Below are 23,865 nucleotides of genomic sequence, written 5' to 3' on the forward strand. Positions count from 1 at the left end.
GAGCGCCCCGGGCACCTCGGGCACCCCGTCCGCGCCGGGCAAGCCGGGAACGCCGGCGACCAGCGCCGCCCCGCCCACCGCATCCGGCGGCTGGATCACGATCGACGCCGCCGCGCAGGCCGCCGCGACGAAGGCGTTCTTCGCGCGCAAGCCCAAGCCGGTGACCGGCAACCCCGTGAAGGTGCCCGAATTCAACGTCGGCTGTACGACCAGCCACCACAACAGCGACGACCCGATCGTGCTGCCGAAACTGGTGGGCGGTTCACACAACCACACGTTCTGGGGCAACAGCTCGACCGACGCCAACTCGACCGCCGAATCGCTGCGGGCGTCCAAGGCGACCACCTGCAACTCGCCGGACGACCAGTCCGCCTACTGGGTCCCGACGATGTACCAGAACGGCAAGGTCGTGGACCCGAAGGAGGTGACCGTCTACTACGGTTCCCGCCTGAAGGACCCGAGCAAGACCCAGCCCTTCCCGTTCGGTCTGCGAATGATCACCGGTAACGCCAAGAACCAGGTCGACACCCCGGACAAGCAGGGCAACCACTTCTGGTGCGCCGGCATCGGCGGCGAGATCGGCCGCAGCGCCGACAAGACGTTCCCGGTCTGCGCCAAGACCGCGAACATCGTCCGGCAGATCACCTTCCCGGACTGCTGGGACGGGAAGCACCTGGACAGCCCCGACCACAAGGCGCACATGGCCAACGGGGACCACACCGGGGCGTGCCCGAAGAGCCACCCGGTGCCCGTCCCGTCGGTGTCCTTCGTGATCTCCTACCCGTTGAGCGCGAACACGGACGGCATCACCCTCGCGTCCGGCACGTCGTTCTCCATGCACGCGGACTTCTTCAACGCGTGGAAGGACGAGGCACTCGCCGCACGGGTGCGCAACTGCCTCGACCAGGGCGTCAAGTGCAACTCGGCCGGTAACTTCTAGGGCGATCGTCGATTTGAGCTGGCCCGCGGATCGTCGCGGGCCAGTGATCGAGACGTAGCGAGGTCTCCGGTGGACGGCTCAGCCACCGGGCGGAATTGAAGACCGGGGACCTCGCCTAGTCAGAGCCATGGCATCAGACGAGGCGCTGGATCCGCACCTTCGGGTGCACGTTTCTCAGGTGGCCGTGCTTGTGTTGGCGGACCTGTTCGTTCCAGACTTCCTGGTCGTAGTCCGGGTCCGGTGGGATCCACTTGTGCGAGCCGTCGCTGTAGTGGAACTTCTCGTCGCCCACCCGCAGGATGCTCATCGGAGCCAGCCGAGGAAGCGTCTGTGCAGCGCACCCGCCGGCACCCAGGTCAGGTCCTCCGACGCCCGCACCAGCTGGGCACCCAGGTAGAGAGCCAGGGAGATCGGAGCGTCATCGAACTCGGCGTGTAGCTCGCGCTGGCGTGTGCGGCAGGGCCAGGGCAGGCCGCAGCCGCCGCAGCTCCAGATCGGCAGCACCGGGCCGTGCGTCGTCATGCGCGGCCTCCGAGCAACGCCGCCGTCATCGACCGCGCCCGGCGACTGGTTGCCCAGTCCACCTGCCGGCACGGGTGCGGCCTGATCCGCGACCGCCAAGCCCAACAGCCGTTGCACAGACCATTTTTGCCCGGCAGATGCGCGACCAGGATCCACTGCTCCGCTTCGCTGCTCACTGCTCCTCCTCGACGGGCCAGTGCGTCCGCCTGATGGGGATGGGGTGTCGGCTGCGACAGGGCAGTTCCGCCCCGCAGCGGCAGGTCCACCTCCACTTCGGCCACGACCATGCCGGGCGGTGCCGCCGCGCCAGGGTCATCGCGACGGCGATCAGGTACTGGTCGTAGGTCACTCGTCGCCATGGTGGTGTCCTGTCCCGCATCGCTGGCTCCCTCCACCGGGCAGCACTTCACCGCCGACCCCGAAACGACGGGACCGGATCTGGAACGTTCGGTAACTGCGACGCTACGATCACGACGACGAGGGTTGGACTCACCCGCAGTACGCGTGAGCAGGCCAGATGGGCTGCCGCAGCTTTGGTTTCACGGCGGAACGTCGACCACGGGTCAACGTAGGGGTGACGGATGACAGGTCGCGGACGATCAGCACCACATCGCGGCGCGGTGACCGGCTACCTGTTCAAGCTGATCCGGGAGTCCATCCCGCTCACGCAGGAGCAGCTCGCCGCCGACCTGGACGTCGATCGGGTGACCGTGCAGAGCTGGGAATCCGGGCGCCGGCCGTTCACCGCGGTACCGCTCGGGCAGGCGATCGCCGTCCGACGCCGGCTCGGACGGCTCGGCGCGAACACCCTCCTACTCGCAGCACTTGACGACGCCGCCGAGGCGGATCTCATCCTCGCCGCCGTCCTCAACGAACAGGTGGACCGCTGCGACCTCGCCGAACAGCCGCTGGGCTGGTCCGTCCTCACCCACCGCCTGACCGACTTGATCCTCTGGGCCGCCCTCGGGCAGACACCGACCTTCGCCAGAGGGCTACCCATCACCCACCCCCGGCGGGGTCCAGTCGCGTCGGGGCCGACCCTGCCCGCCGACGAGCAACATGCATTCTTCGCTCACCTTCACGTCCTCGCCGACCGCGCCGCAGCCGGACGGCATCGGAACGTGCTGCTGCACCGGCAAGCCTGCTTCCTCGCCGGCATGGACCCAACCAAATCGGCAGCAGGTTGGCTCACCCAGACCACCGCCCGAGCACACCGCACGACCCCCTTTCACACCTGGTCGCCGCTGTGGCCTGACGCCCGCTCCGTCGTCACGTCCCTCGCCAACCAGGGCGACCCGGAACCGTTACGAGACTTCATCGCTCGCGCACACCCGGATGACGCCTGCGAGCGAGCAGCCCTCAACTACTCGGCCTACTGGGTGGGCGAGATCCCGTACCGCCACCGCGACGACTCCTTCATGCCCAAAGCGCTCGCAGACTGGCACGGCTCAATCCTTCTTCGGCACCTGGTCCATCGCCTCGAACCGGGGCATCCCTTCGTCGACCTCAACATCCACAACGTCTGGGCTCTGCTAGCCGCACGACGCGGTCTCGCTCTCGACAACCCCGCCGCGACTCGGGCGCTCCTCGACCGCAGTGTCCCGCTCCTGGACAGTGACCGGATCTCCGCGCAGTCGCGGCAGGAACTAACCTCTATCGTCTACAGCCTGCGGGCGGACGGACTCACCGGCACAGGGACGGGCAGATGACCGACGACCACGACGCCGCCGGAGCGATGAACTTCATCTTCGAAGCCGGCGTCCTCAAACGCGCCGCCCGCACCGGCTGGTGGTTCGCCGGCGTCAAGCAACCCGAATCCATCGCCGAGCACTCCTTCCGAACAGCGCTCATCGGAATGATGCTCGCCGCCATGGAGGGCGCCGACCCGGCCCGGGTGTCAATGCTCTGCGCCCTGCACGACACCCAGGAAACCCGAATCACCGACATCCCACACATCGCCAAGCGCTACCTCACCGCCGTACCCAACACCGCCGTTACCGCCGACCAGGTCGCCGCCTGTCCCCCAGCCGTCGCCGACGTCATCACCGCCGCAATCGCCGAATACGAAGCCGGCGAGACACTCGAAGCTGTCGTCGCCCGTGACGCCGACAAACTGGAGTGCCTCGTCCAAGCCGTCGAGTACCACCACCAGGGCATCGACAACGTGCAGCGCTGGATCGACAGCTCACGAGCCGCTCTGAAGACCGCCAGCGCCCACCGCCTTGCCGACGCCGCCCTCAGCGGACAACCCCTGGCCTGGCTCACACCCCCGCCGAAGGAGTAAGCGTTCAACACTTGGCGTTGAACTGTCGCCGGGCTTCTAGCCTGTCCGACGAAGCCGGTCAACTCGGGCGCTGAGCTGCGCGAAAGTCAGGCGTTGATGGTCTTCGTTGGGCACGGTTGGTCCGCCTTTGACGGCCTGGCGACGGCCTGGGCCCGGTTCTCTCATCTCCCGGCTCGCTGGCTTGCTCCGACCCCTCGCTTGTAAGTTCTGGGCGCTCCGTCCGGCAAGGTCCGTCCACGTCTGCGACCTCGGGCGGCTGTCCGTGATCGGCCGCCGGCGGTTGCCCTCGTCCCGGCCGGTTGCTGTCAGCGCTGCTGTCGGCGCCGGGCCCCATGTCGGTCAGGGTGTCCAACCTGCCGGCCGTGGGGGCATATCTATGCGTCGGCAGGCAAGAGCTTCAGCGCCGGGCGCGGTTCCGCCGAGAGCCCTGATCGAGCTGGCTGGGGCCACTCCGGGAGGTCGTTCAGGTCACCACCGAAGGCCAGCACCGTCTGGGCAGATAGATCGCAGGCGGCTTGGATGAAACCTTCTGCGCCCATGACCCGCATCGAATGGCCCCCGTTCGCCAGCGTCCAGAGTGCGCCCGAAGCGTTCGACGCCGCCCTCGGGTCTTGACCGTGGCTGAGCAGGTCGCGGAGTTTCTTCATGTCCGCCAGGTAAGCACCGAGGGACTGCTTGCCGGCGAACACGGCCCACCTGGATCGTTTGCCAGCTCCGGTTCCCTGGACCCGCGTCCGCACACCCCAGTCGTTCGTGAAGAGCTTGACGCCATGTAGTTCGCCAGCTTGGTGAAGCTTGTCCGGATTCAGCGGCAGTGCGCGCGGACTCGTGGGATCGCGGAGGACGTCGTTGAAGAACGCTTCGACGGCCGCATAGGACATGGTGAAGATTGCCCAGCGGAGCGCGTATTGCTTGGCAGAACGCCCCAGCCTGCGACCGTCGAGGCCGCTTAGCTCATCGATGTCGCGGTGCAGTGTGACGAGCAGCGTCGGGTTCGTCAGTCCTGCAGCAAGCGACTCCGCAGCTTCGATCACGAGGGAAAGGCGCGCATGAGCAGGCACGCCTTAACACTATCAACGACACCGGCACCCAGCCGGAAGCGCAGTCTCACGGTGATGAGGAACTGTCGTCGATCCTGCCTCCACAGCCTCAGGACGATGAGGGTGATCTTGACTGGCTTCCCGGGTTCGGGCAACAGCCGTCATAGTCCGGGGCACCAATCGCCACGCCGACGCTCCCATGGATGTCAAGCTTCGCCAGGCCGCTTGTCGGCGGACCTTGACCGTTTCGGTTTGAAGGAACTACCGGCCGTCGATGAGCTGCTTCGGCATCTGGGCTGGGCTGTGCGGACGGTCCATCACAGTCCATCGGCGTCCGGCGTCGCTTGTGCCCATCGTCACCCAGTTGGTCACCCAACCCGGTGTCAGACGTTGAAGCGGAACTTCGAGGTGCTAAGCGCGGTCGGACCCTGACGGCTGCGTGCTGGGCGGTAGTCGCGAGGAAGTCGCCGAGGCGTAACGCTGTGTGCCACCGGCGCGGGGCGCTACCGTCGATAGCAGCGCTGCCGACGGACGAGCTGGAGCACCACGCCGGGTCCTTGTGAGCAAGGGGCTACCATGGCTGGCAGATCGATGGGCTGAGACCAGGGTTGGTCCTGGTTCCAGTGCTGCTCTTCATGATGGCCGCCTTCATCCTCACTCTGATCTCGACCGCAGTTCTGGCGGAACCGGACGGGGAAGGCAAGGTGATCTCAATGAAGTTGATCGTTGGCTCTGCCACGTGTGTCCTTGGTGGTCTTGCTACCAACCTGGCGGCATCAGCACTGGTCTGAGCCCATCGAATCCTCGCCACGCCTGGAGGTTCGGGGCACCCAGGGGGCACAAGACACCGTCAAACGTCGTCAAGCGACGACCAACGATGGCAGCCTGAGAAGCCGTGCCAGCAGGGGCCGGCCGCCGGTCCCGCTGGTGGTGGGATTGCAACCCGCCGTGCACACAGACCGAGGGTCCATAGCCACCACTGCGCCTCAGAGACCGCGATGGCATGCGGGTTGTGAGCCGGTGACCATGGGTCGCGTGGTGACGCCTCAGCAGACACCCGGTGATTCTCGCGCACTCTGGACGACTGCGTGTATCGACTTCTTCGTCCCGAAGGAACAACCAGCAGCCGTTGAGCTGCGCGAGCAGCAGCTACACCTGCTTGCACGGGTCCATCACAGTCCACAGCCGTCCGGCCTTGCTCGCACCCGTCGTCACCCAGATAGTCACCCAGCGGTCAAGCGCCGACCAACTCGCTACTCCGTTGGCGTCCCACGTGACACCTTCGGCTAGGTTCAATGTGTGCTATCCACATCATTCTGGTCTTGGTCGGGGTGGGGTGCCTTCGAAGCCATCGGCACTCTGGCGGCAGCTTTCATAGCCCTGCGGGTGTATCTCGCCGAAGTTTCGCGCCGGCGCCGGGCTGAGCACAATTCCGTCCGCGTGTGGGTCGCCGACAATGCCGGTACAACGAAGATCTATATCGCCAATGATTCCCATGTGCCTATTGTCGACACCAAGATTATGGTACTGCATCAACAAAGCCATTCGCCCGCGATGGTGCGAGGAGGAATGAAGTGGGAGGCAGTCGGATGGATCGCCCGAGGCCCCCATATCGTGCATCCGTCCGAGAATGTTGTCTTGACTATCGGAAAGTTCTGCTGGAAAGCGCTCGATAAGAACGTGCCTACACCCACGTTGGTACGACTGGAGTATGAGACAAGCGCTGAAGCTCGGGCAGTCCAATTCACGCGGCTGAAGAAGCGTCCGCGAAGAGTCGAAATAGTGGACGTTGGTTATTTGAGGACTTACGAACAAGAGGCAGGTTATGGCGAGCGTAGGGACACTAAAGCTGGCGAAACTCTCGCCGGAGCGCCGAAGTCAAGCACAGCGGCCCCACTATCAGCCCGTCTGCCGTCGACCCGGCCTCCTGAAGAACAGGCCAGCGTTCAGACCGTCACGTCAAGCGAATTATGATATTCGTTCGAAACCCTCACTCTCGCCCGGACGCCTCGGATTCGGAACCGACGACGTCTTGACCCATTCCTAACCCTTTGGCAAAATTTGTGCTCCTTGTGATCACTGACAAAAGAGACTTGGATGCAGCAACAGGAATCGCACTTGCCGTCATCGAAAACAGCGAGTGATGCAAAACATTACTCGATGTAACCCTGCTGTCGCAGCCTGTCTGTCGCCCCTGTGACCACTTGGTGGGCGAGAATGGAGATTATGCGCTCCGCCCAGGCGGCAATTTTGAATTGGAATACTTGAGTGAGCCCTGGATGAATTTCCCGCATAAAGACTTCGAGAGGGTCAATCCCGTTCATTGGTGATATCAGCAGGAAGTCCGGAACGTCGCTGTTGGGGACGGCTGTGAAAACCGAGACCGTCGTGTGTCCGGAGAAACTTGCTGGTGGGCCGGAGTTCATAGACACAAGCACATGACGTGTTCCTGACCCAGGCGCACGGTACGAGTTGGGGATAGGAACAGGACTGCTACCGTTCTGCCATCCCAGCTGAGCTTGCAGGAAGCCCAACTCGGCCAGCCCGGACTGCAATTCACCTTGGACCGCTTCCAGGATTCTCGCATTTAGAGCATCCACCTCGGCATGCGACAGCCCTCCTCTACCGAGCTGCACCAACTTAAATGCCGACAGCGTGGCGGAAAGATCCGGAACGTCGTGGTTGGGAACGTGTGACAAAACTAGCTGGATGCTATCTATTACTCGGTTCCTCACGAAATCAATAAACGGCGAAGGATCGCCGTCATCAGCAGACTCTAGTGCATCTATATAGACATCTTTTTGGTCTGCGAAGATTACAAGGGGAACTCCTGGGCGTCGATATAAGTAAACAGATGCAAGGGCACGTGCGACCCTGCCATTCCCGTCCGCAAAGGGATGCACGCATACGAACGCGTAATGCGCGTAGGCCGCTTGCAATATCGGGTGAGCCTCACCGAACTCGACCGAGGATAGTTCGGCGACGAGCCTCTGCATTTCCGTGGCCGCTTCCATGACCGGTGCATAATGGTGAACCCTGCCAGTCGTCAGGCTAGTTGGGTTGTTCGGAAAGCGCTTGTATTCACCTTTAGGCAGGGACTGCACTTGTGGGCCTTGGGGCGTGTGGACGGTATACGTTTCTTGGGATTCGCATATCGTCGAATGAATACTCCTGATGAATGCCTCAGTAACCGGCACGTGTTTCGTAGCCAGGTCCAGGATCAATTCATAGGCATTGAGGGCGTCTTCGATCGTATTTCTGACGCCCGGCCCATGGGCTTCTACTGCGGCTTCCCAAGCAGCCGCTTCAACTGCCACGGTCCTGGTAAATCCTCGATCGACCTGATAGATACCCTCGATAGCTCCGGTATCTACGGCGGCAATCCGAGTTGCTGTTTTGACCGCTCGCTTCAACGCCTCGGGGTTTGCTGCCCTCCGCCGCTCTTTCAGCAGTTCGGCGTACTTCTCATATGCCACTTCAAGATCTTCGGCTCGTTGCCATTTTGAGAATTCTGGGAAAGGGCGGTAGTGGTGGCTGTTGTCAGGCTCCGTCACGAGGCATAGTTTCGCATCGACAGCCGGCTGGGCCAAGGTACGCGCCGGAACCAGTATCCGCCCGGAAAGCGGCAATCGACGCTTACTCGGTTCAATCGCCTCTCACCCCCTCTGCCGTCGACCCGCCCTCTTGGGGAGCGGGCTACCGCCTGGCCCGCCACGTCATGCGGACCTTGACGCAGGTTCGGGCGCTGGCGGGCCAGGCGGTGGTCTGCTCGGCTCGCCCGGGACGATGGCAGACGGGATGGCCTACCGCAACCACCCATGGGCCGTGACCCGCCGACGGAGCCCCGGCCATCCTGGAGCCGGAGCGCCCCCGCCGGAGGCGCAGTAACCGCAACCTCGCGACCGCCGGCAGCTCGCCGACGCGGCCGGCGTGCTCTCCTACGCCGCGCGGGCTCGTGGCCGCGCGGCCCGGCCGGCTGCCGGCCCACCACACACCCGGTCAACGGCCTGTCGTTCTGCGGCGGCCCCTTGGACTTCCCGCTTTCGCGCCAGCCGCCGGGCGTGTTGCGTGGCCGGAGTCGGAGCGCCAGCGGAGCGACGGACACGCGCCCAGGCGGCGCGTGCGGCCCGTTGCGGGCCGCCTTGAAGACGTACAGAAACTTTGGACGGGGACTCTGTGAGGTTGCTTCCGCCGGCCGGGCTTGACCCGACTTTGAACTGGCTCCGTGCCCTCATGTGGACCCGCAGGAGGCAGTTACTCGTCCGCGGCACGCAAACGCCGCCACGACGGGTCGGACCCCGTACGACGGCGGCGGCCGGTCACCTTGCGGGTGACCGGCCGCCGTTGCGTCGATCAGTTAGAGCTTCGCCGCGCCCGCCTCGGTGGCCTCCTGCACCGCCGAGGTACGGCGGACCTCGGCGCGCTGGTCGCCGGCGTCCTCCCGGTCCGGGCCGGCCACCCGGGCCGAGCGGTTGGTGGTCGTGGCCGCCTGGTCACCGGTCACCCCGCCACGGATCCGGTTGTTCGCGGCCACCTGGGCGGCCGGGTCGTTGGACGTCACCGCCAACTGACCGTTGATGATGTTGTCGTCGACGGTGACGCCGCCGGTGGTGCTGGTGACGCTCACGTCCCCACCCCAGTAACCGCCGGACGCGCAGCTGTCGAGGTTGCCGTTCGGGCCGAGCTGCACACCGCCCAGGTTGCCGGCGAAGGTGGCCCGACCCTGGACGGCGCTGCCACACACCACGCTGCCGGTGGCGCTGTTGAGCACCGACAGCGTGCCGTCGACGAACGAGTCGTGCAGGTCGGTGTAGTAGGTGCCGGTGCTGCTGAGGTTGCGCTGCACCTGGGTGCCGCGGTCGAGCCGGACCTCACCGGCACCGACGTTGACGTGCCCGGTAACCGTCGACGCCTCGGCGAACAGGAAACTGTCGATGGTCGTGGAACCCTTCGGCCGTACGGTGACGGTGCCGGTGCGGGCGTCCTTCAGGAAGATCCCGTACCCCCCGGCGGCGAGCACCACCTGGCCGTCGACGGTCGTCTCGGTGGCGTCGAGGTACCCGTCGGCGGCGACGCGTACCTCACCGCTGACCCGGCCACCGGTCACCACCAGGTTGCCGCCGGCCGCGACGGTGACGTTGCCGGTGATCGTGGTGCCGGTCAGCGCGCAGGACTCGCCGGCGGGCACGAGCAGGTCGTTGGGCACGGTCACCGCGCCGCCGGTGCCGATGCAGTGGGTGACCAGATCGGCGTGTGCGCTGGGCGCCACGGCCAGCACCGAGGCCGCTATGACGGCGCTCACGGTGGCCAGCTTGGCGACGGTACGTCCGGGCATCGTTGTACTCCCTGTCGATGAGGTTCGAGGACTCATGCGCCGACGTCCGATCGGGCCGCGGCCCGGACGATGGCGCCCTGCTGCCGCCGGTCGAGCGTGCCGCCGGTCACGAGCGCGGCGGTGACCGCCTCGACGTGCCGGACGAACTCGGCGTGGCCGGGGTAGTCGGCGTGTTCGTCGATCAGATCGTTGATGGTGCAGCCGTCGCCGGTGTCCACGTTGGCCACGCCGCTGTCGTTGCCGTCGATGACCACGGTGGCCCGGGTGTCCGACTCCGGGCAGCGGTCGGTGCCGTCGGCCACCACGGTGAACGTCGTCGACTGCTCGGCGGAGGAGTTCCCCGCCGTGTCGGTCGCCCGGTACTTCAGGGTGTGCGCGCCGGGTGTACGGACCGCGACCGGAGCGGCGTACGCCGTCCAGCCTCCGGTGTCGAGCGCGTACTCGACCTTCGCCACCCCCGACTCGGCGTCGGTGGCCGTGACGGTCACGGTCGCGCCGCCGACGTACGCGCCGTCGCCGTTCCGGTCACCGGCCACCGTGACGGCGACCGTCGGTGGGGTGGTGTCCTCGGCCTGCGGCTCGACGACGGTGAAGTGGGACATCTGCTCCGCCGACGTGTTACCGGCGACGTCGGTGGCCCGGTAGTGCAGCATGTGCATCCCGGCCGCGTTCACCACGATCGGGTTCGTGTACGCGGTGAAGGCCGCCCCGTCCAGGGCGTACTCGATGGTGGCGACACCGGATCCGCTGTCGGTGGCGGTCAGCGTGGCGGTGGCCGTACCGATGTAGTTGCCGTCGCCGTCGCGGTCGCCGGCCAGTGCGGCCGTGACCACCGGCGCGGTGGTGTCCTCCTCCCCCGGCTCGACGATCCGGAACGACACCGAGCCGACGGCGCTGGTGTTGCCGGCCTGGTCGGTGGCGCGGAACTGCACCGCGTGGTCACCGATCGCGGTCACCCGCACCGGCTCGGTGTACGGCTGGAAGCTGGTGTCGTCCACCTGGTACTCGACGGTCTGCACCCCCGAGTCGGCGTCGGTGGCCGTCACGGTCACCGTGGCCGCGCCGAGGTAGTTGCCGTCCTGGTCCTGGTCACCGGAGACCGCGCCGGTCACGGTCGGCGCGGTGGTGTCGCCGCCGCCACCGCCCTCGGTGACCACCAGCTCACCGACCATCGAGCTGTGGCCGGGGATCGAGCAGAAGTACCGGTACCGGCCCGGGGTCAGCGTCACGGTCGCCTGGTGGCGGCCGTCGTTGGCGTCGAACGGACTGGCCAGGATGTTGAGGGTGACGTCGTGGTTGTAGCCCTCGGTGCTGGTGTCGAAGGTCAGGGTGTGCGGCATCCCGGTGGTGTTGCCGGTGGCCGCGCTGTTCTCCCAGATGATCGTGGTCGCTCCGGCCACCGCCGTGGTGGGCGCGGACTTGTAGCGGGTGATGCTGTCGTCGGCGGTCCAGGTCAACACCTGGTCGGCGGCGGCGCGAGGGGCGGCGGAGGCGGGCGCCGCTGCCAACGGGATCACCGTGAGCAGGAGCGCCGCCAGTGCGGCCTTCAGTCGTCGGGTCATCGTCTCTCCTAGAGTTCCCGCGCGCGGACGTTGCGGAACTCGGCCAGGTCGTTGTCACCGTGGTTCTGCAGACCGATGAAGCCGCGCAGGAACTGCCGCAGGTCGGTCGGCGGGTCGCCGGCACGCGAGGACTGCTTGCCGGGCGTGTTGTCGAACTCGTTGATCACCACGCCGTTGCGGATCATCGTGTAGTGCTGCCCGACGACTCGAATCTCGTAGTCGTTCCACTCGTTCTTCGGCGTCACGCCGGCCTGGGCCAGCGGCACCGGGTCGAAGTTGTAGACCGAGCCGGTCTTCTGCGGCTCGCCGGTGTCACCGTCGTAGATCTGGATCTCGTGTCCGCAGTAGATCGCCACCCACGCCTGGGAGGTCCGCGCCGACCCGACCGTGCCGCAGCTGTCCGGTGGGCGCTGGTCGAGGGGGATGCGGGGGTCCGGGAACCGGGTGAAGACTCCGGTGTTGGCCCGGCCGGTGCCCGGGGCGATGTCCCGGAACTGCAGCTTCAGCGAGAAGTCGCCCAGTTCCTTGGTGTGCCAGAGCATGCCCAGGCCACCGCTGGAGCGCAGCGACCCGTCCGGCTGGATGCCGAACGATCCTGACGGCGCCTGCTGCCAACCGCGCAACGACTCGGCGGTGCCGTCGAAGAGTGGCTCGTACCCGGTGTGGCCGGCGCGGCCGATCTCCGACGCGGCGGCCAGGCGGGTGAGGGTGCCCGCCTCACGGGCGGTGAGCAGGTCGTCGTCCTGCAACTCACGCGCGACCGCGGTCACGTGCCGGACAAAACCGTCGTGGTCGGCCCAGGTGCTCTCGTCGTCGATCAGGTCGTTGGCCGTGCAGCCCTGCCCGACCGTACGACTGGGCACCCCGGTGTCCGTGTCACCGAGCCACACCGTGGTTCGGTCGTCGGGCACCGCGCAGCCGACCGTCACCGTGGTCTGCACCGTCGCCGTCTGACCGTCGGCGTACGTGACGGTGAGCTTCGCGGTGTAGGTCCCGACCGTGGCGTACGTGTGTCGGGGGTCCGCCTCGGTCGACGTGGTGCCGTCGCCGAACTCCCACCGGTGGCTGACGCCGCCGGAGCGGGAACCGGTGAAGGCGATGGTGAGCGGCTTGTTCTGCACGGCGACCGAGGTCGCCGCCGGCGCCGGGGTGGGCGCCCCGCCGGTGTAGGTGATCCGGATCAACTTCTGGTTGGCGTGCAGGCTGAAGAAGCCGCCGCCGTAGTCGAGCAGGTAGAGCGCTCCGTCCGGCCCGAACTTCGCGTCCATCCAGCTCTGCAACCGGGTGTCGCCGTTGCCAGCCGGGATGATGGCCCGCAGCGACTCGGCGTACACCGGTGGGGCGGCCTGCGGCACGCCGGCCGGGTCGACGGTGACCGCGACGCGGTTGGCGGCGTTCGACTGGTCGCCGATGAACCACTTGCCGTCCCAGTGCTCCGGCCAGGCCACGCCGCTTGTGGTGTCGACGAGGCTCCGGTGGTACGTCGGGCCGGACATGATGGCCTGCCCGCCGCCACGTAGGTAAGGCTGGGTGTAGGTGGCGTCGGCCGCCACGTAGGTCGGGAGGCCGCTGCCGTCGGTCCGCTTCGGGAACACCGGGCCGCCGCCGTCCGGCGAATACCAGATCATGTTGTCCCGGGCCGCCGGGATGTCCACCAGTCCGGTGTTGCGCGGCGACTCGTTCTTCAGGTTGTCGCAGTCGTACCAGCCGGTCAGCACGGTCGCGTCGGTGTTGCTGCGGTCGCGGTACGGCTGCCGGTTGCCCATGCAGTACGGCCAGCCCTGGTTGCCGGCCGAGGTGATGATGGTGGCCGTCTCGTACTTCGCCGGGCCCAGCGTGGGGCTGGGCGACGAGGCGTCCGGGCCGACCCAGCCGGCGGTCAGCCACTGGTGCACCGGGTCGATCTGGAGGCGGGCGATGTTGCGCACGCCCATCACGTAGATCTCCGGCCGGGTCTTCTCGGTGCCCGGTGGGAACAGGTTGCCCGCCGGGATGGTGTACGTGCCGTCCGGCTCCGGGTGAATCCGGATGATCTTGCCGGCGAGGTCGTTGGTGTTACCCGACGTGCGGCGGGCGTCCTGGAACGAGATCCCCTGGTACTCCTGGGTCCAGTTGTTGCCCGCGTAGCCCTGCGACCCCTCCGAGGAGTTGTTGTCGCCGGAACCGACGTAGAGGTTGCCCTTGGCGTCGAACGCCATGCCGCCGCCGGCGTGGCAGCAACTGTGGATCTGCACGGGGAACTGCAACAGGTCCTTGCGGGTGGCCTGGTCGATGGCCTGCGCCTGCCGGTCGTAGGTGAACCGGGAGACGGTTCGCTGACCGACCCGCTTCTCCCGGTCGACCGAGTCGTGCGGCATCCAGTAGACGTAGAGCCACCCGTTCTCGGCGAACGCGGGGTCGGGCACGATGCCGAGCAGACCCTCCTCGTTCTTGACCAACTCGGAGCCGCTGCCCCGGTTGCCCATCACCTCCAGGGTGGTGAGCAGCTTGACCTGCTTCGTACGCGGGTCCCAGGAGTGGATGGTGCCGCAGCCCAGGCCGACCTTCGGGTTGGTCCAGTCCGCGATCGGGCCGCTCGGGCAGGCCGCCTTGCCGACGTAGAAGACCGTGCCGTCCGGCGCGATGGTGAGCCCGTGCGGCTCGCCGATCTGGTCCAGCTGCCCGGTCTGGTTCGCCGCGGTGAGTCGCTCCACCTTGTAGTTCGCGGCGATGGTGGCCTGGCAGTCACCGCGTACCCGACCGGTGGTCCAGTTGAGGGCTCCGGCGAGGTGCGTACGGAACGCCTCCTCGCCGTAGCTGCCCTCGGTGTGGCCCATGCCGGTGTAGAACGACCGGCCGCCGTCGTAGTCCCGGCACCAGGACACCGGGTGGAAGGCGCCGTTGGCGCTGGCCCCCGGGTTGTAGTGCCGCTCCTCGACCTGGGCGAGCGTGTGCACGGTGCCGATCGGGTTGGGGTCCCAGTTCTCCCAGCGATCGGACCGGGTGATGGTCATCGGCAGCGACGCCGTGGCCGGGTGCTTGCGGTCCAGGATGTTCACCACCGCGCGGTTCACCGCGGGCGGTTCCGGGGCGGTGGTGCTGCCGGTGAACAGGCGCAGGTCGGCGAGTTGGACCAGCGGCTCACCGCTGTTCGCGGTGACGTTCAGCCGGTAACGCGTGAACTCCTGCGGCGCGGCGATGTCGAACCGCCGGGTCTGGTACCGGTCCGGGAAGGTCTGCCCGGTGCGGCGGTCCAGGTCGGTCCAGCTCTGACCGTCCGTGGAGCCCTGCAGGGTCCAGTCCTTCGGGTCCCGACCGGAGGAGTCGTTGGCCGACGTGAGCGCGTACCCGGTGATCCGCTTCGGTGCGCTCAACTCGTACGCCACCCAGGCGGTCGGGGTGCGGACGAGCCACTTCGTGTTGGCGTCGCCGTCGGTCAGCTTCTCCTTGGTCTCGTTGGGCGGGTTCTCCCCACTGGCGGTCACCCGGGCCACCGGCTCGGCCACCGGGATGGCGCCGGCCGGGCGCGTGCCGATCAGCCCGGTGAACCAGGTGGAGTCGACCTGGGCGCGGGCGGCGTCGGCGATGCCGACGAAACCGCCGCCGGCCTTGACGTAGCTCTGTAGCGCCGACTCCTGGTCGCGGTTGAGCGCGGCGCCCGTCGCGGAGAGAAAGACCACGCTGCGGTACGCGGACAGCCCCGATGCCGTGAAGGCACCCGGGTCCGTGGTGGCCGTGACATCGATGTCATGACCGGCACCAAGCTGTTTGATGGTGTCCACCGCGCGAGAAACCGGGTCCTGTTGCTCGGCCACCGGGCCGTGGAACACCAGGACCGCGGTCTTCGGTGGCTGCGCCGCCTGCGGCGCGGCCGTCGTTCGTGGTGCGGCCGCGGCCGCCGTCGTTGCCGGGATCAGTGTCGCGAAGGCCGCTACCGCGGCGAGGGTTCGTCGTAGTTGTCGGGTCATGCCCGTCCCCACTTCCGTTTCGGTCAGCTTCCGTGCGTGTGGGTGTGGCCCTGGAACCGGTGGATCGCCTCCTCGGCGCCCGGCGGCATGCTGCCGTCGGCGTTGCGCACCAGGAAGATCCCGGCCATGCCACCGTCGGAGTGCGTCTGCACGTGGCAGTGGTACATCCACGCGCCAGGTCCGACGCCCTCTCCGGCCAGCACCTGGAAACCGAACGAGCTGCCGGGATTGAGGTCCTTGTTGTCGATCACCAGGCTCGGGTCGCTCGGCCCCTCCAACATGCCGGTTCGGTTGTCCGCCCAGCGGTGCGCGTGCAGGTGGAAGGTGTGGAACAGGTTGCCGTGGCCGATGGCGATCCACTCGACGCGCTCACCCAGGTTCGCCTCGAACATCGGGGTCGCCGGGGCCATCCTGTTGTTGATCATCATGTCGTGGAACACGACCGTGAACTGCTTCGACGGCAGGGTGTCGCCGCGCCGCCGGACGATCAGCGCGCCGTACAGTCCCTTCGCGACACCGCCGGTGCCGTGGTCGGTGCCCATCGCGTGATCGTGGTAGTGCCAGTAGCCGGCGCTGCCCGGCATGTACCGCCGACCCGCCGCGGCCACCATCTCGTGCGAGCGCCAGACGTACGTCCGCGTCTCACCGGGGTTGTTGAACGAGGCGTTGAACGGGCTGCCATCGGACTCGGTGCTGTAGTCCACCCCGTGCGGATGGATGGACAGCCGCTGACTGGTGGTGTTGACCAGGGTGATCTCCAGCGTGTCACCCTCGTACATCTCCAGGATCGGGCCCGGGACGGTGGCCTGACCGGGCGCCAGGCCGTACCCGAACAGGTTGCCGGGCAACTGCTCGGCGTAGATGGTGATTTTCCTGGTGACACCGGTGGCGGCCCGGGCGGGGCTGCCTCCGAACGCGGTACCGATCGTTGGGGCGGACGCGCCCAACGCCCCGGCGGCGAGCGCGCCGGTGGCGATCAGCGATCTGCGGGACAGGTGGCGGTGAGGGCCACCAACGTGATCGTCCATGGGTCTCCGTTCCCGACCGGGCGAAGACGCGACGAGGGCAGGGTGCATCGACCGCCGAGCACGGGCGGTGGCACGACTGAGGGTGAGGCTCGTCGCGGACTTTGCTCGGAAGACTCAGAACTTTCGATGGATGACAGCAACTTATGTAATCCATCGACGAAAGTACAGGTCTGATTGCAAAAAGATTACCTTGACATCACGACGTCCGTCGATTGACATGAAGCTGACACGCAGGCCGTCGACCACCAGGTCGTCGACCCGGTCGGTCGCGGGCGGACGCCGCGACCCGTATCGGCAACGGGGAGCAGCGCACAGCTCGACGCCGGGCTGCCATCGACGCGGCAACCCGGCGGGAAGGACGTACGGGAGCTGTGGTCAGAGGTTGTGGCGGTCGTCCGTCGGCAGGCTGGGAGCCGGCGACGGCGACGGCGACTGGTCCGGCTGACCGAGCTGCGCGACGTGGGTCGGGTCGAGCACCCGGGAGAGGAACGCGCGGGTCCGCTCGTGCTTCGGCGCGCCCAGCACCTCCTGCGGTGGCCCCTGCTCGACCACCACGCCGCCATCCATGAACACGACCCGGTCGGCGACGTCGCGGGCGAACGCCATCTCGTGGGTCACCACCATCATCGTCATGCCGTCCTCGGCCAGCTTGCGCATGACGGTGAGCACGTCGCCGACGAGTTCCGGGTCGAGCGCGGAGGTCGGCTCGTCGAAGAGCATCAGCTTCGGCTCCATCGACAGCGACCGGGCAATCGCCGCCCGCTGCTGCTGCCCACCGGAGAGCTGCGCCGGGAAGGCGTCGGCCTTGTCGGTCAGCCCGACGCGCTCCAGGTTGGCCCGCGCGACCCGCTCGGCCTCGGCCCGGCCCCGCCGGAGCACCCGGCGCTGGGCGATGGTGAGGTTGTTCAGAACGGTCAGGTGCGGAAACAGGTTGAACGACTGGAAGACCATGCCGATGCCGCGGCGGACCGCGTCGATCTCGACGTCCGGGTCGGTCATCTCGACCCCGTTCACCCAGATCTTGCCGGCGGTCGGCTCCTCCAGCAGGTCGACGCAGCGCAGCAGGGTCGACTTGCCGGAGCCGGACGGCCCGATGACGCAGACCACCTCGCCCTGGCCGACCTCGAAGTCGATGCCCTTGAGCACCTTGAGCGGCCCGAAGGACTTGTGCAGGTCGCGGATCTCCACGGCGGGGCGGGAGGGGGCGGTCGTCATGGGGTCACCGAGCCTTGGCGTAGCGGAGTTCGAGGCGTCGTACCACCTGCGACAGCGGCAGGGTGATCACCAGGTAGGCGAGGCCGGCCACCAGCAGCGGCGTCGCGTTCACCCGGTCGTTGAGCATGTCCCGACCGAACTTGGTGATCTCGATGGTCTGCGCCGTCACGCCGAGCACGTAGGCCAGCGACGAGTCCTTGGTGAGCAGGATGAGCTCGTTCGTCAGCGGTGGGATAACGATCCGGAACGCCTGCGGGATGACGATCGTGCGCATGGCGGTGAAGTGCGACATGCCGAGGGTCCGCGCCGCCTCCATCTGCCCCTTCGGCACGGCCTGGATGCCGGCCCGGATCGTCTCCGCCATGTACGCCGCGGCGGTCAACCCGAGGCCGATCGCGATCGAGCCGAACACCCCGCCCGGAATCTCGCGCTCCGGGAAGGCGATCGGGATGCCGTACCCGACGAGGAAGAGCACCAGCAGCGCGGGCAGACCCCGGAACAGCTCGATGTACGCCGTCGCCACCCAGCGGTACGGCGCCACCCGGGACAGCCGCATCAGCGCCAGGATGGTGCCGAACACCAGGCCGAAGGCGAACGCGCCCAGCGTGTAGAGGATGGTGTTGCGCAGCGCGACGGTGATGATCGTCGGGAACATCGACTTGATGATGTCGACGCGGAAGAACGCGTCGGCCAACCTGTCCCAGTCCGCGGCGACGAGCACCGTGGCGATGATGGCGATGAAGACCAGGTACTGGAGCCCGAGGGACAGCCGCTCCCGCTGGCGGCGTCGCAGCTTCACGTTCGCTCGTTGCCTTCCCGGAGGTAACCGACACGGAGGGCGCGCGGGGCGCGCGCCCTCCGGTACTTACTGCGCAGTGCTCAGGCGCTCGGCCGCTTGCCGATCCACTTCTCGTAGATCGTGTTGTACGTGCCGTCCTGCTTGGCCTTGGCCAGCACCTCGTTGATCTTCTTGAGCAGCTCCGGGTTGGCGTCCTTCTTCACGGGGAAGCCGTACTGCTCGCCGGTGTCGAACTCGGCGGCCACCTCGAACCCGCCCGGGTTCTTCTTCAGGTACTCGGTCCAGACCGGCAGGTCGTTGATGGCGGCCTCGACCTGGCCGTTGGCGACGGCCTGCTGCAGGGCGGCGAGGTCCTCGAACTCGACGAGCTTCAGGCCCTTCTCCGCCTCGAGCTTCTTGGCGTAGTCGCGGCCCGTGGTGGCCGCCTGGACGCCGAGCTTCTTGCCCTTGAGGTCGTCGAGCGACTTGTACGTCTTGCCGGTCTTCACCAGCATCGCCTGGGTGGCGTCGAAGTATGGATCGGAGAAGTCGATCACCTTCCGCCGCTCCTCGGTGATCGTCATGCCGGCGGCAGCCGCGTCGCACTTGCCGGTGTTGAGATCCTGACCGGACTTGATCCCCTCGAACGGGGTGTCGATGATCGTCTGCTCGACGCCGAGCTCCTTGGCGACCAGGTCCATGATCTCGACGTCGAAGCCGGTCACCTTGCCGCTGGCGTCCTTGGACTGGAACGGCGGGTACGGCAGGTGGGTGCAGACGGTCAGCTTGCCCGCCGCGACCAGCTTGACGCCGCTGGCCTGGACCTCACTGTCGTCCTTCTTCGCGCAACCCGCGCTCAGCGCGAGGGCGGCGACGGCCACGACGAGGCCGGCCTGACGGACGGCGCTTGGGAACCTCACGGCTGTGTCCCTCCGATTCGGCTTCCATTGCACAGAAAGCCAATCTGATTCATAGACTTTGCGATAAGCGACCGTACCCGATCCGGCGCGTCGCCCCCAGATCACGCGGCGACCGCTCGGCCGGTGCGGCACGCCGGCCGTCACCGGCAAACCCGACACCCGGCACGGAATGCGCCTCAGCCGCCCGTTCCCTCCTCCGCCCCGTCCGGGGTGAGGGCCCCTCCGTGAGGGTCTGTGTCCAGGAACACATGCTGGTGACCATGACCGGCATCGACGCTGATCTGGTCCAGCTGGGTCGCCGCGACCGACCAGATCGTCGCGGCCTCGGCCGCCTGCCGCGCGGTGACGTCCAGCAGGGCCGCACGCTGCGCGGCCGGAACGTTGGCGGCCAGGGCGTAGGCGTCCACGGCCAGCGACGCCTGCTGGACCGCACCGCGCAACCCTCCGCGCGCCACGTTGGTGGCGGTGGTCCCCGACGGCGGGTCGGCGAACGGCGCGGCCGCCTGGCGCATGACCTCCTGCCACTGGCGCGCCTTCGTCGGGTCCGGCGCGCGTCCGCCGGTCGCCTCCGTCTTGATGGCGGCCAGGACCGGGGCGACCTGGTCACGGACCCGCCGGGCCGTCTCGATCAGCTCCACGATCTGCTGGGCGTCCCGCTTCGCCTCGGCCTGCTTGATGCTCGCGATGGTCGCCTCGGTGGCGTCCGGGCGGCCCACCTGATAGCCGACCAAACCACCCAGCAACGCGGTGACCAGTGCGATCACGCCCGCGACGGCCGCGAAGCGCACTGTGCGCTGGCGGCGCACGTCGGCCTTGTCCAGCTGGTAGGAGGGTCGGCCGGTACGGCGCGCCATCGTATCTCCTCACATCGATGGTGTGGGGCCAAAGATTAGCCCGCCTCGTGACGTCCGTCGATAGCGCGGACTTTGACACACGCCGCTAGACCGGGTAACCCCACTCGGCCAGCGGCTTCTCCAGCACCCGTTCGATCGCGCCGAGCTGCGCCGGGCTGAGTTCGTCCCGGTACGCCTCCGCCCGGCCCACCGTGAAGTCGTACCGGGAGAAGCCCTTCTCGAAGGCGGCCGACCAGCTCAGGCCGAGGAAGTCGAGCATCCGGCCGACCTGTTCGCGCGGCTGCTCGACGAGGTCCTCGTAGCGCACGTCCAGCCACTGGTGGGCCGGGTGACGCAGCCGGGCCTGGGCGAAGGCGTCCATCAGCATCTTCCAGCCCAGCGCGGCGAGCACCTGGAAGGAGCGACCGGACTCGACCCACTCCTCCCCCAGATCGGACGGGAGCGGGCCGTAGATCCAGTTGTCCGGCCCGCGCCAGCCGTCCCACCAGCCCATCTGGAGCCACGAGTTGGCCACCGCCCGGCCGTCGCGCACCACGTTGACCACCCGCAGCTCCGGGTACGCGGCGTGCAGCAGGCCGGTGCGCGGCCACCCGGTGACGTGCTGCACCAACTGCTGGCAGCCCTGCCGCGCGATCCGCTCGTCGAAGAAGGCCCGCAGCCGCCGGGCCACGAACGGCGTCAGGTCCTCGGCCAGCAGGTCCCGGCACGGCCGGGAGAAACCGGCCAGCACCTGCCGGTCGAGCAGGTGGTACGCCTCCGACGGCGCCACCCGGAGCCGGCCCCGCTCCAGCAACCGTCGACTGTGGCGCAGCGAGGTCATCCCCGCCGGGCGGGGCGCCGAGCGCCGGTAGAGCGCGCCGTTGAACCTGCCCTTGGGGTTGAGCCGGGCCAGTTTGTCGTCCAGGCCGGAGACGAAGCCGACCGCGGGATGCCGGGAGAGCAACTCCTGGACCAGGGTCGAACCGCAGCGACCGGTGCCCACCACCAGTGAGAGCATCGTTCAGCCTTCCTGCCGGGTGGCGGGTGACGGGGAGACGGCCGGGTCCCTGGCGGGAGAGGTGGCCGCCGGGCGGCGCAACGGGTAGCCGAACCGGGTCAGGGCCACCGCGGTCAGCCCGGTCACCACGGCGTACGCGCGGGTGGGGAGCCCGGTCAGCCACTCGGTGTCGGCGACCACGTCGACCAGCCCGGTGCGGTGCCGCGACGGGTTGCCGGCCACCGAGTGGGTGGGGGTGAGCCGCACCGTGGCCGGTGACGGGAACGGAAGCGCGTCCGGGGTCACGCCGACGAAGCCGGCGATCCGGGCGGTGGTGCCGGCCGGGTCGGCCACGAAGTCCTCGTACCGCACCCGCAGGTAGCGGCCCGGCGCGCGGCGGCCACCCCACAGTCGTACGGTCGCGGTGTTCCAGACCAGCCAGAGCAGCGCGGCCTTGCCGACTGGTGGTCGGCTCATCAGCTGGTCGTCGGCGCGCCCGTCCAGCGGGCGTCGGCGACGCCAGGAGTAGGCGGTGGCGCGCGGGTCGCGCACCACGTGCAGGACGTACAGGTCGATGCCGGGCAGGCTGCCGAGCAGGGCGCCGTACGGCGGTAGCTTGGAGGAGTCGACGATGACACCGTCCGACCGGCCGGCCAGGGCGTGTTCGGCGATCGCGGCGTAGAGCCGGGTCAGGTGCGTGTCGTCGGGGTGGTCCGCGACCGGCGGTTGCCCCCGACGCTGGCGGCGCAGCAGTGCGGGCAGCCCCCGCAGCCGCAGCCGCTGGGCCAACCGGCCGGCGATCTCGGCCGGTTCGACGTCGGGCAGGTCGGCGCGCACCCGGGCCCAGAGCGGGCAGTCGGCCACCGGGGAGCCGCAGCCGCAGGGCCGGTTCTCCACCAGCCCGCGCCGCCACAGGTAGCGCAGCTCGCCCGCCGCGAAGAAGCCGGGCAACTGCCCCAGGACCGTGGTCACCAGCGTGCTGCCACTGCGACCACTGCCGGCGAGGTAGAGCACCCGCACCGGGCTCACCGGGCCGCTCCCCCACCGGCGGCGGCATGGCCGGCTCGCCGCCGTGGGGGCAGCGCCTCGGCGGCTTCCGCGTACAGCCCACGGATCCGGTCCAGGTGCCGGTCCGGAGTGAACTGAACGGCGATCTTCGCCCGGCCGGCCCGGCCCATCCGGTACGCCCGCTGGGGGTCGGCCAGGATGTCGTTCAGCGCGTCGCCGAGGGCCGTCGGCGCATCGGCGGCGACGATGCGACCGTCCACCTCGGACTCGACCAGCTCGGGAAGCCCGCCCAGGTCGGTGGTGACCACCGGCACACCGCAGGCGAACGCCTCCAGCACCGCCATCGGTTGGTTCTCGTGCCACCGGGACGGGACGGCGACCACCGCCGCCGACCGGATCAGCTCGTGCAGGCGCGGCTTGTCGAGACGGCCGTGGAACCGGACCCGGCCGGGCACCCGCCGCGCGGCGAGCGCCTCCAACTCCGGGCGGGCCGGGCCGTCCCCGGCGACGTCCACGCCGACCCCGTCCGGCAGCGCGGCGGCCGCCTCGATCAACACGTCGACGCCCTTCTCCGGCGCCAGCCGGCCGGCGAAGACGACACCGCCGCCGGGCGTCTGCTTGGCCGCGACGCCGGTCAGGTCCACGAAGTGGTTGACCACCCGCAACCGGTCCGGGTAGACGCCCGCGCGGCGCATCACGTCGGCCAGGAACCCACTCGGGCTGACGAAGAGCTGCACCGGGTCGTACGCGTCGAGGCGCCGGTGCAACCAGGACTCGACCGCGAGCAGTCCACTGCGCGACAGCGACCCGTCCTTGCAGCGGCGGCGGGCCGCCTGCAACGGGCCGCCGGTGACGCACGCCTGGCAGGGGCGGCCCCGGTCCAGCAGTTGGTAGCTCGGGCAGGCGAGCTTGTAGTCGTGCATGGTCAGCACGCACGGCACACCGGCCGCGCGGGCCGCCGCGAGCACCGACGGGGAGAGCTGGTGGTAGATGTTGTGCAGGTGCAGCACGTCCGGCCGAAAGTCGTCGATCACCCGGGCCAGCCCACGGCGGCTCGTCGGTGACCACAGCATCCGGCCGACGGCCACCGCGCGGGGCCGCACCCCGCTGGGTGCCGGCTCCAACTCCACTTCGGACGGGAACTGATCGGCGTACGGCAGCGGCGACTCGTTCTCGGGGTGGCTCATGCCGAAGTAGGCCACCGTGTCGCCCGCGGCCCGTTGCAGGTCGGCGAGATCGAGCAGATACCCCTCGGCGCCGCCACGGCGGTAGAGGAACTTGTTCACATGCAGCACGCGCATCGACTCGGCCTGCTCACGTCGATCGGGCGAACCGGGCCCGGAGGTGATGACCGGGGTCTGCCCGCCCCGGCCAGGGCCCACGGTATGCAGGGCGAGTCGGCGAGTCCAGCTCACGTTTGGCATGTGGCTGAACGGGTGATCTTCGTCTGCCCGTG

General features: G+C 68.2%; 20 protein-coding genes. 5 read left to right on the forward strand and 15 right to left on the reverse strand.

All coding sequences use genetic code 11. The annotated features are described in order from the left end of the window. On the forward strand, window positions 1–940 hold a 940-nt coding region (locus PSH25_RS31245; protein ID WP_238662476.1), incomplete at its 5' end, for a DUF1996 domain-containing protein. 133 nt (window positions 941–1,073) lie between these two features. Here the strand turns inward: PSH25_RS31245 and PSH25_RS31250 are convergent. Then, the gene (locus tag PSH25_RS31250) at window positions 1,074–1,247 is read right to left on the reverse strand and encodes a hypothetical protein (RefSeq protein ID WP_238662477.1); all 174 of its coding nucleotides are present in this window, start codon (window positions 1,245–1,247) and stop codon (window positions 1,074–1,076) included. After that, window positions 1,244–1,462, reverse strand: coding sequence for a hypothetical protein (locus PSH25_RS31255; RefSeq protein ID WP_238662478.1), 219 nt, complete (start codon window positions 1,460–1,462; stop codon window positions 1,244–1,246). Before PSH25_RS31255 ends, PSH25_RS31250 begins: the two co-directional genes overlap by 4 nt. Window positions 1,463–2,043: 581 nt before the next feature. Here PSH25_RS31255 and PSH25_RS31260 point away from each other — a divergent pair. Beyond that, entirely contained in the window at window positions 2,044–3,171 is a 1,128-nt protein-coding gene (locus PSH25_RS31260) for a helix-turn-helix domain-containing protein (protein WP_238662479.1), read from the forward strand. Beyond that, window positions 3,168–3,746 (forward strand): HD domain-containing protein, encoded by a 579-nt coding sequence (locus PSH25_RS31265; RefSeq protein ID WP_238662480.1) that lies wholly within the window; start codon window positions 3,168–3,170, stop codon window positions 3,744–3,746. The genes PSH25_RS31260 and PSH25_RS31265 overlap by 4 nt, the downstream gene beginning before the upstream one ends. Window positions 3,747–4,120: 374 nt before the next feature. Here the strand turns inward: PSH25_RS31265 and PSH25_RS31270 are convergent, their stop codons facing one another. After that, window positions 4,121–4,807: a hypothetical protein gene (locus tag PSH25_RS31270; protein WP_238662481.1), complete on the reverse strand. Its 687-nt coding sequence runs from the start codon at window positions 4,805–4,807 to the stop codon at window positions 4,121–4,123. Between the two features lie 602 nt (window positions 4,808–5,409). On the opposite strand from PSH25_RS31270, the gene PSH25_RS31275 reads away from it, so the two are divergent. Then, window positions 5,410–5,577: a hypothetical protein gene (locus PSH25_RS31275; protein ID WP_157527653.1), complete on the forward strand. Its 168-nt coding sequence runs from the start codon at window positions 5,410–5,412 to the stop codon at window positions 5,575–5,577. Between the two features lie 595 nt (window positions 5,578–6,172). Then, window positions 6,173–6,760, forward strand: coding sequence for a hypothetical protein (locus PSH25_RS31280; RefSeq protein WP_238662482.1), 588 nt, complete (start codon window positions 6,173–6,175; stop codon window positions 6,758–6,760). 179 nt (window positions 6,761–6,939) lie between these two features. On the opposite strand, the gene PSH25_RS31285 is transcribed toward PSH25_RS31280, so the two are convergent. The 12 genes from PSH25_RS31285 to PSH25_RS31340 all read right to left on the reverse strand — a co-directional run bounded on the left by PSH25_RS31285 (window position 6,940) and on the right by PSH25_RS31340 (window position 23,710). Beyond that, window positions 6,940–8,340: a Fic family protein gene (locus PSH25_RS31285; protein WP_238662483.1), complete on the reverse strand. Its 1,401-nt coding sequence runs from the start codon at window positions 8,338–8,340 to the stop codon at window positions 6,940–6,942. Between the two features lie 803 nt (window positions 8,341–9,143). After that, window positions 9,144–10,121 carry a hypothetical protein gene (locus PSH25_RS31290; protein WP_238662484.1) on the reverse strand — a complete coding sequence of 326 codons (978 nt, stop codon included), beginning with the start codon at window positions 10,119–10,121 and terminating at the stop codon, window positions 9,144–9,146. 32 nt (window positions 10,122–10,153) lie between these two features. Beyond that, on the reverse strand, window positions 10,154–11,683 hold the full coding sequence (locus tag PSH25_RS31295) for a cupredoxin domain-containing protein (protein ID WP_238662485.1): 1,530 nt from the start codon (window positions 11,681–11,683) through the stop codon (window positions 10,154–10,156). Between the two features lie 8 nt (window positions 11,684–11,691). Further along, a complete protein-coding gene (locus PSH25_RS31300; protein WP_238662486.1) occupies window positions 11,692–15,630 on the reverse strand; it encodes a ThuA domain-containing protein in 3,939 nt (1,312 codons plus the stop codon). Between the two features lie 23 nt (window positions 15,631–15,653). Then, window positions 15,654–16,658: a multicopper oxidase domain-containing protein gene (locus PSH25_RS31305; protein ID WP_238662487.1), complete on the reverse strand. Its 1,005-nt coding sequence runs from the start codon at window positions 16,656–16,658 to the stop codon at window positions 15,654–15,656. A gap of 375 nt (window positions 16,659–17,033) precedes the next feature. Continuing rightward, window positions 17,034–17,873 carry an amino acid ABC transporter ATP-binding protein gene (locus tag PSH25_RS31310; protein WP_238662488.1) on the reverse strand — a complete coding sequence of 280 codons (840 nt, stop codon included), beginning with the start codon at window positions 17,871–17,873 and terminating at the stop codon, window positions 17,034–17,036. A gap of 4 nt (window positions 17,874–17,877) precedes the next feature. Then, window positions 17,878–18,672, reverse strand: coding sequence for an amino acid ABC transporter permease (locus PSH25_RS31315; protein WP_091406922.1), 795 nt, complete (start codon window positions 18,670–18,672; stop codon window positions 17,878–17,880). A gap of 80 nt (window positions 18,673–18,752) precedes the next feature. Continuing rightward, window positions 18,753–19,571 carry a basic amino acid ABC transporter substrate-binding protein gene (locus tag PSH25_RS31320; RefSeq protein WP_238662489.1) on the reverse strand — a complete coding sequence of 273 codons (819 nt, stop codon included), beginning with the start codon at window positions 19,569–19,571 and terminating at the stop codon, window positions 18,753–18,755. 176 nt (window positions 19,572–19,747) lie between these two features. Beyond that, a complete protein-coding gene (locus tag PSH25_RS31325) occupies window positions 19,748–20,425 on the reverse strand; it encodes a hypothetical protein (protein WP_238662490.1) in 678 nt (225 codons plus the stop codon). Window positions 20,426–20,510: 85 nt separating this feature from the next. After that, window positions 20,511–21,422: a sulfotransferase family protein gene (locus PSH25_RS31330; protein ID WP_238662491.1), complete on the reverse strand. Its 912-nt coding sequence runs from the start codon at window positions 21,420–21,422 to the stop codon at window positions 20,511–20,513. Window positions 21,423–21,425: 3 nt separating this feature from the next. Continuing rightward, complete coding sequence (locus PSH25_RS31335; RefSeq protein ID WP_238662492.1) at window positions 21,426–22,430, reverse strand: sulfotransferase; 1,005 nt, start codon at window positions 22,428–22,430, stop codon at window positions 21,426–21,428. After that, window positions 22,427–23,710 (reverse strand): glycosyltransferase family 4 protein, encoded by a 1,284-nt coding sequence (locus PSH25_RS31340; protein WP_238662493.1) that lies wholly within the window; start codon window positions 23,708–23,710, stop codon window positions 22,427–22,429. The genes PSH25_RS31335 and PSH25_RS31340 overlap by 4 nt, the downstream gene beginning before the upstream one ends. Window positions 23,711–23,865 lie beyond the last annotated feature (155 nt).

Source organism: Micromonospora foliorum (assembly GCF_022229015.1).
GTDB classification, from domain to species: Bacteria; Actinomycetota; Actinomycetes; order Mycobacteriales; family Micromonosporaceae; genus Micromonospora; species Micromonospora foliorum.

Excerpts from the sequence above, each read along its gene's own strand:
- PSH25_RS31250 (WP_238662477.1), bottom strand. The coding sequence starts at position 1,247 with ATGAGCATCCTGCGGGTGGGCGACGAGAAGTTCCACTACAGCGACGGC.
- PSH25_RS31255 (WP_238662478.1), bottom strand. The coding sequence starts at position 1,462 with ATGACGACGCACGGCCCGGTGCTGCCGATCTGGAGCTGCGGCGGCTGC.
- PSH25_RS31260 (WP_238662479.1), top strand. The coding sequence starts at position 2,044 with ATGACAGGTCGCGGACGATCAGCACCACATCGCGGCGCGGTGACCGGC.
- PSH25_RS31265 (WP_238662480.1), top strand. The coding sequence starts at position 3,168 with ATGACCGACGACCACGACGCCGCCGGAGCGATGAACTTCATCTTCGAA.
- PSH25_RS31290 (WP_238662484.1), bottom strand. The coding sequence starts at position 10,121 with ATGCCCGGACGTACCGTCGCCAAGCTGGCCACCGTGAGCGCCGTCATA.
- PSH25_RS31295 (WP_238662485.1), bottom strand. The coding sequence starts at position 11,683 with ATGACCCGACGACTGAAGGCCGCACTGGCGGCGCTCCTGCTCACGGTG.
- PSH25_RS31300 (WP_238662486.1), bottom strand. The coding sequence starts at position 15,630 with ATGACCCGACAACTACGACGAACCCTCGCCGCGGTAGCGGCCTTCGCG.
- PSH25_RS31305 (WP_238662487.1), bottom strand. The coding sequence starts at position 16,658 with ATGGACGATCACGTTGGTGGCCCTCACCGCCACCTGTCCCGCAGATCG.
- PSH25_RS31310 (WP_238662488.1), bottom strand. The coding sequence starts at position 17,873 with ATGACGACCGCCCCCTCCCGCCCCGCCGTGGAGATCCGCGACCTGCAC.
- PSH25_RS31325 (WP_238662490.1), bottom strand. The coding sequence starts at position 20,425 with ATGGCGCGCCGTACCGGCCGACCCTCCTACCAGCTGGACAAGGCCGAC.
- PSH25_RS31330 (WP_238662491.1), bottom strand. The coding sequence starts at position 21,422 with ATGCTCTCACTGGTGGTGGGCACCGGTCGCTGCGGTTCGACCCTGGTC.
- PSH25_RS31340 (WP_238662493.1), bottom strand. The coding sequence starts at position 23,710 with ATGCGCGTGCTGCATGTGAACAAGTTCCTCTACCGCCGTGGCGGCGCC.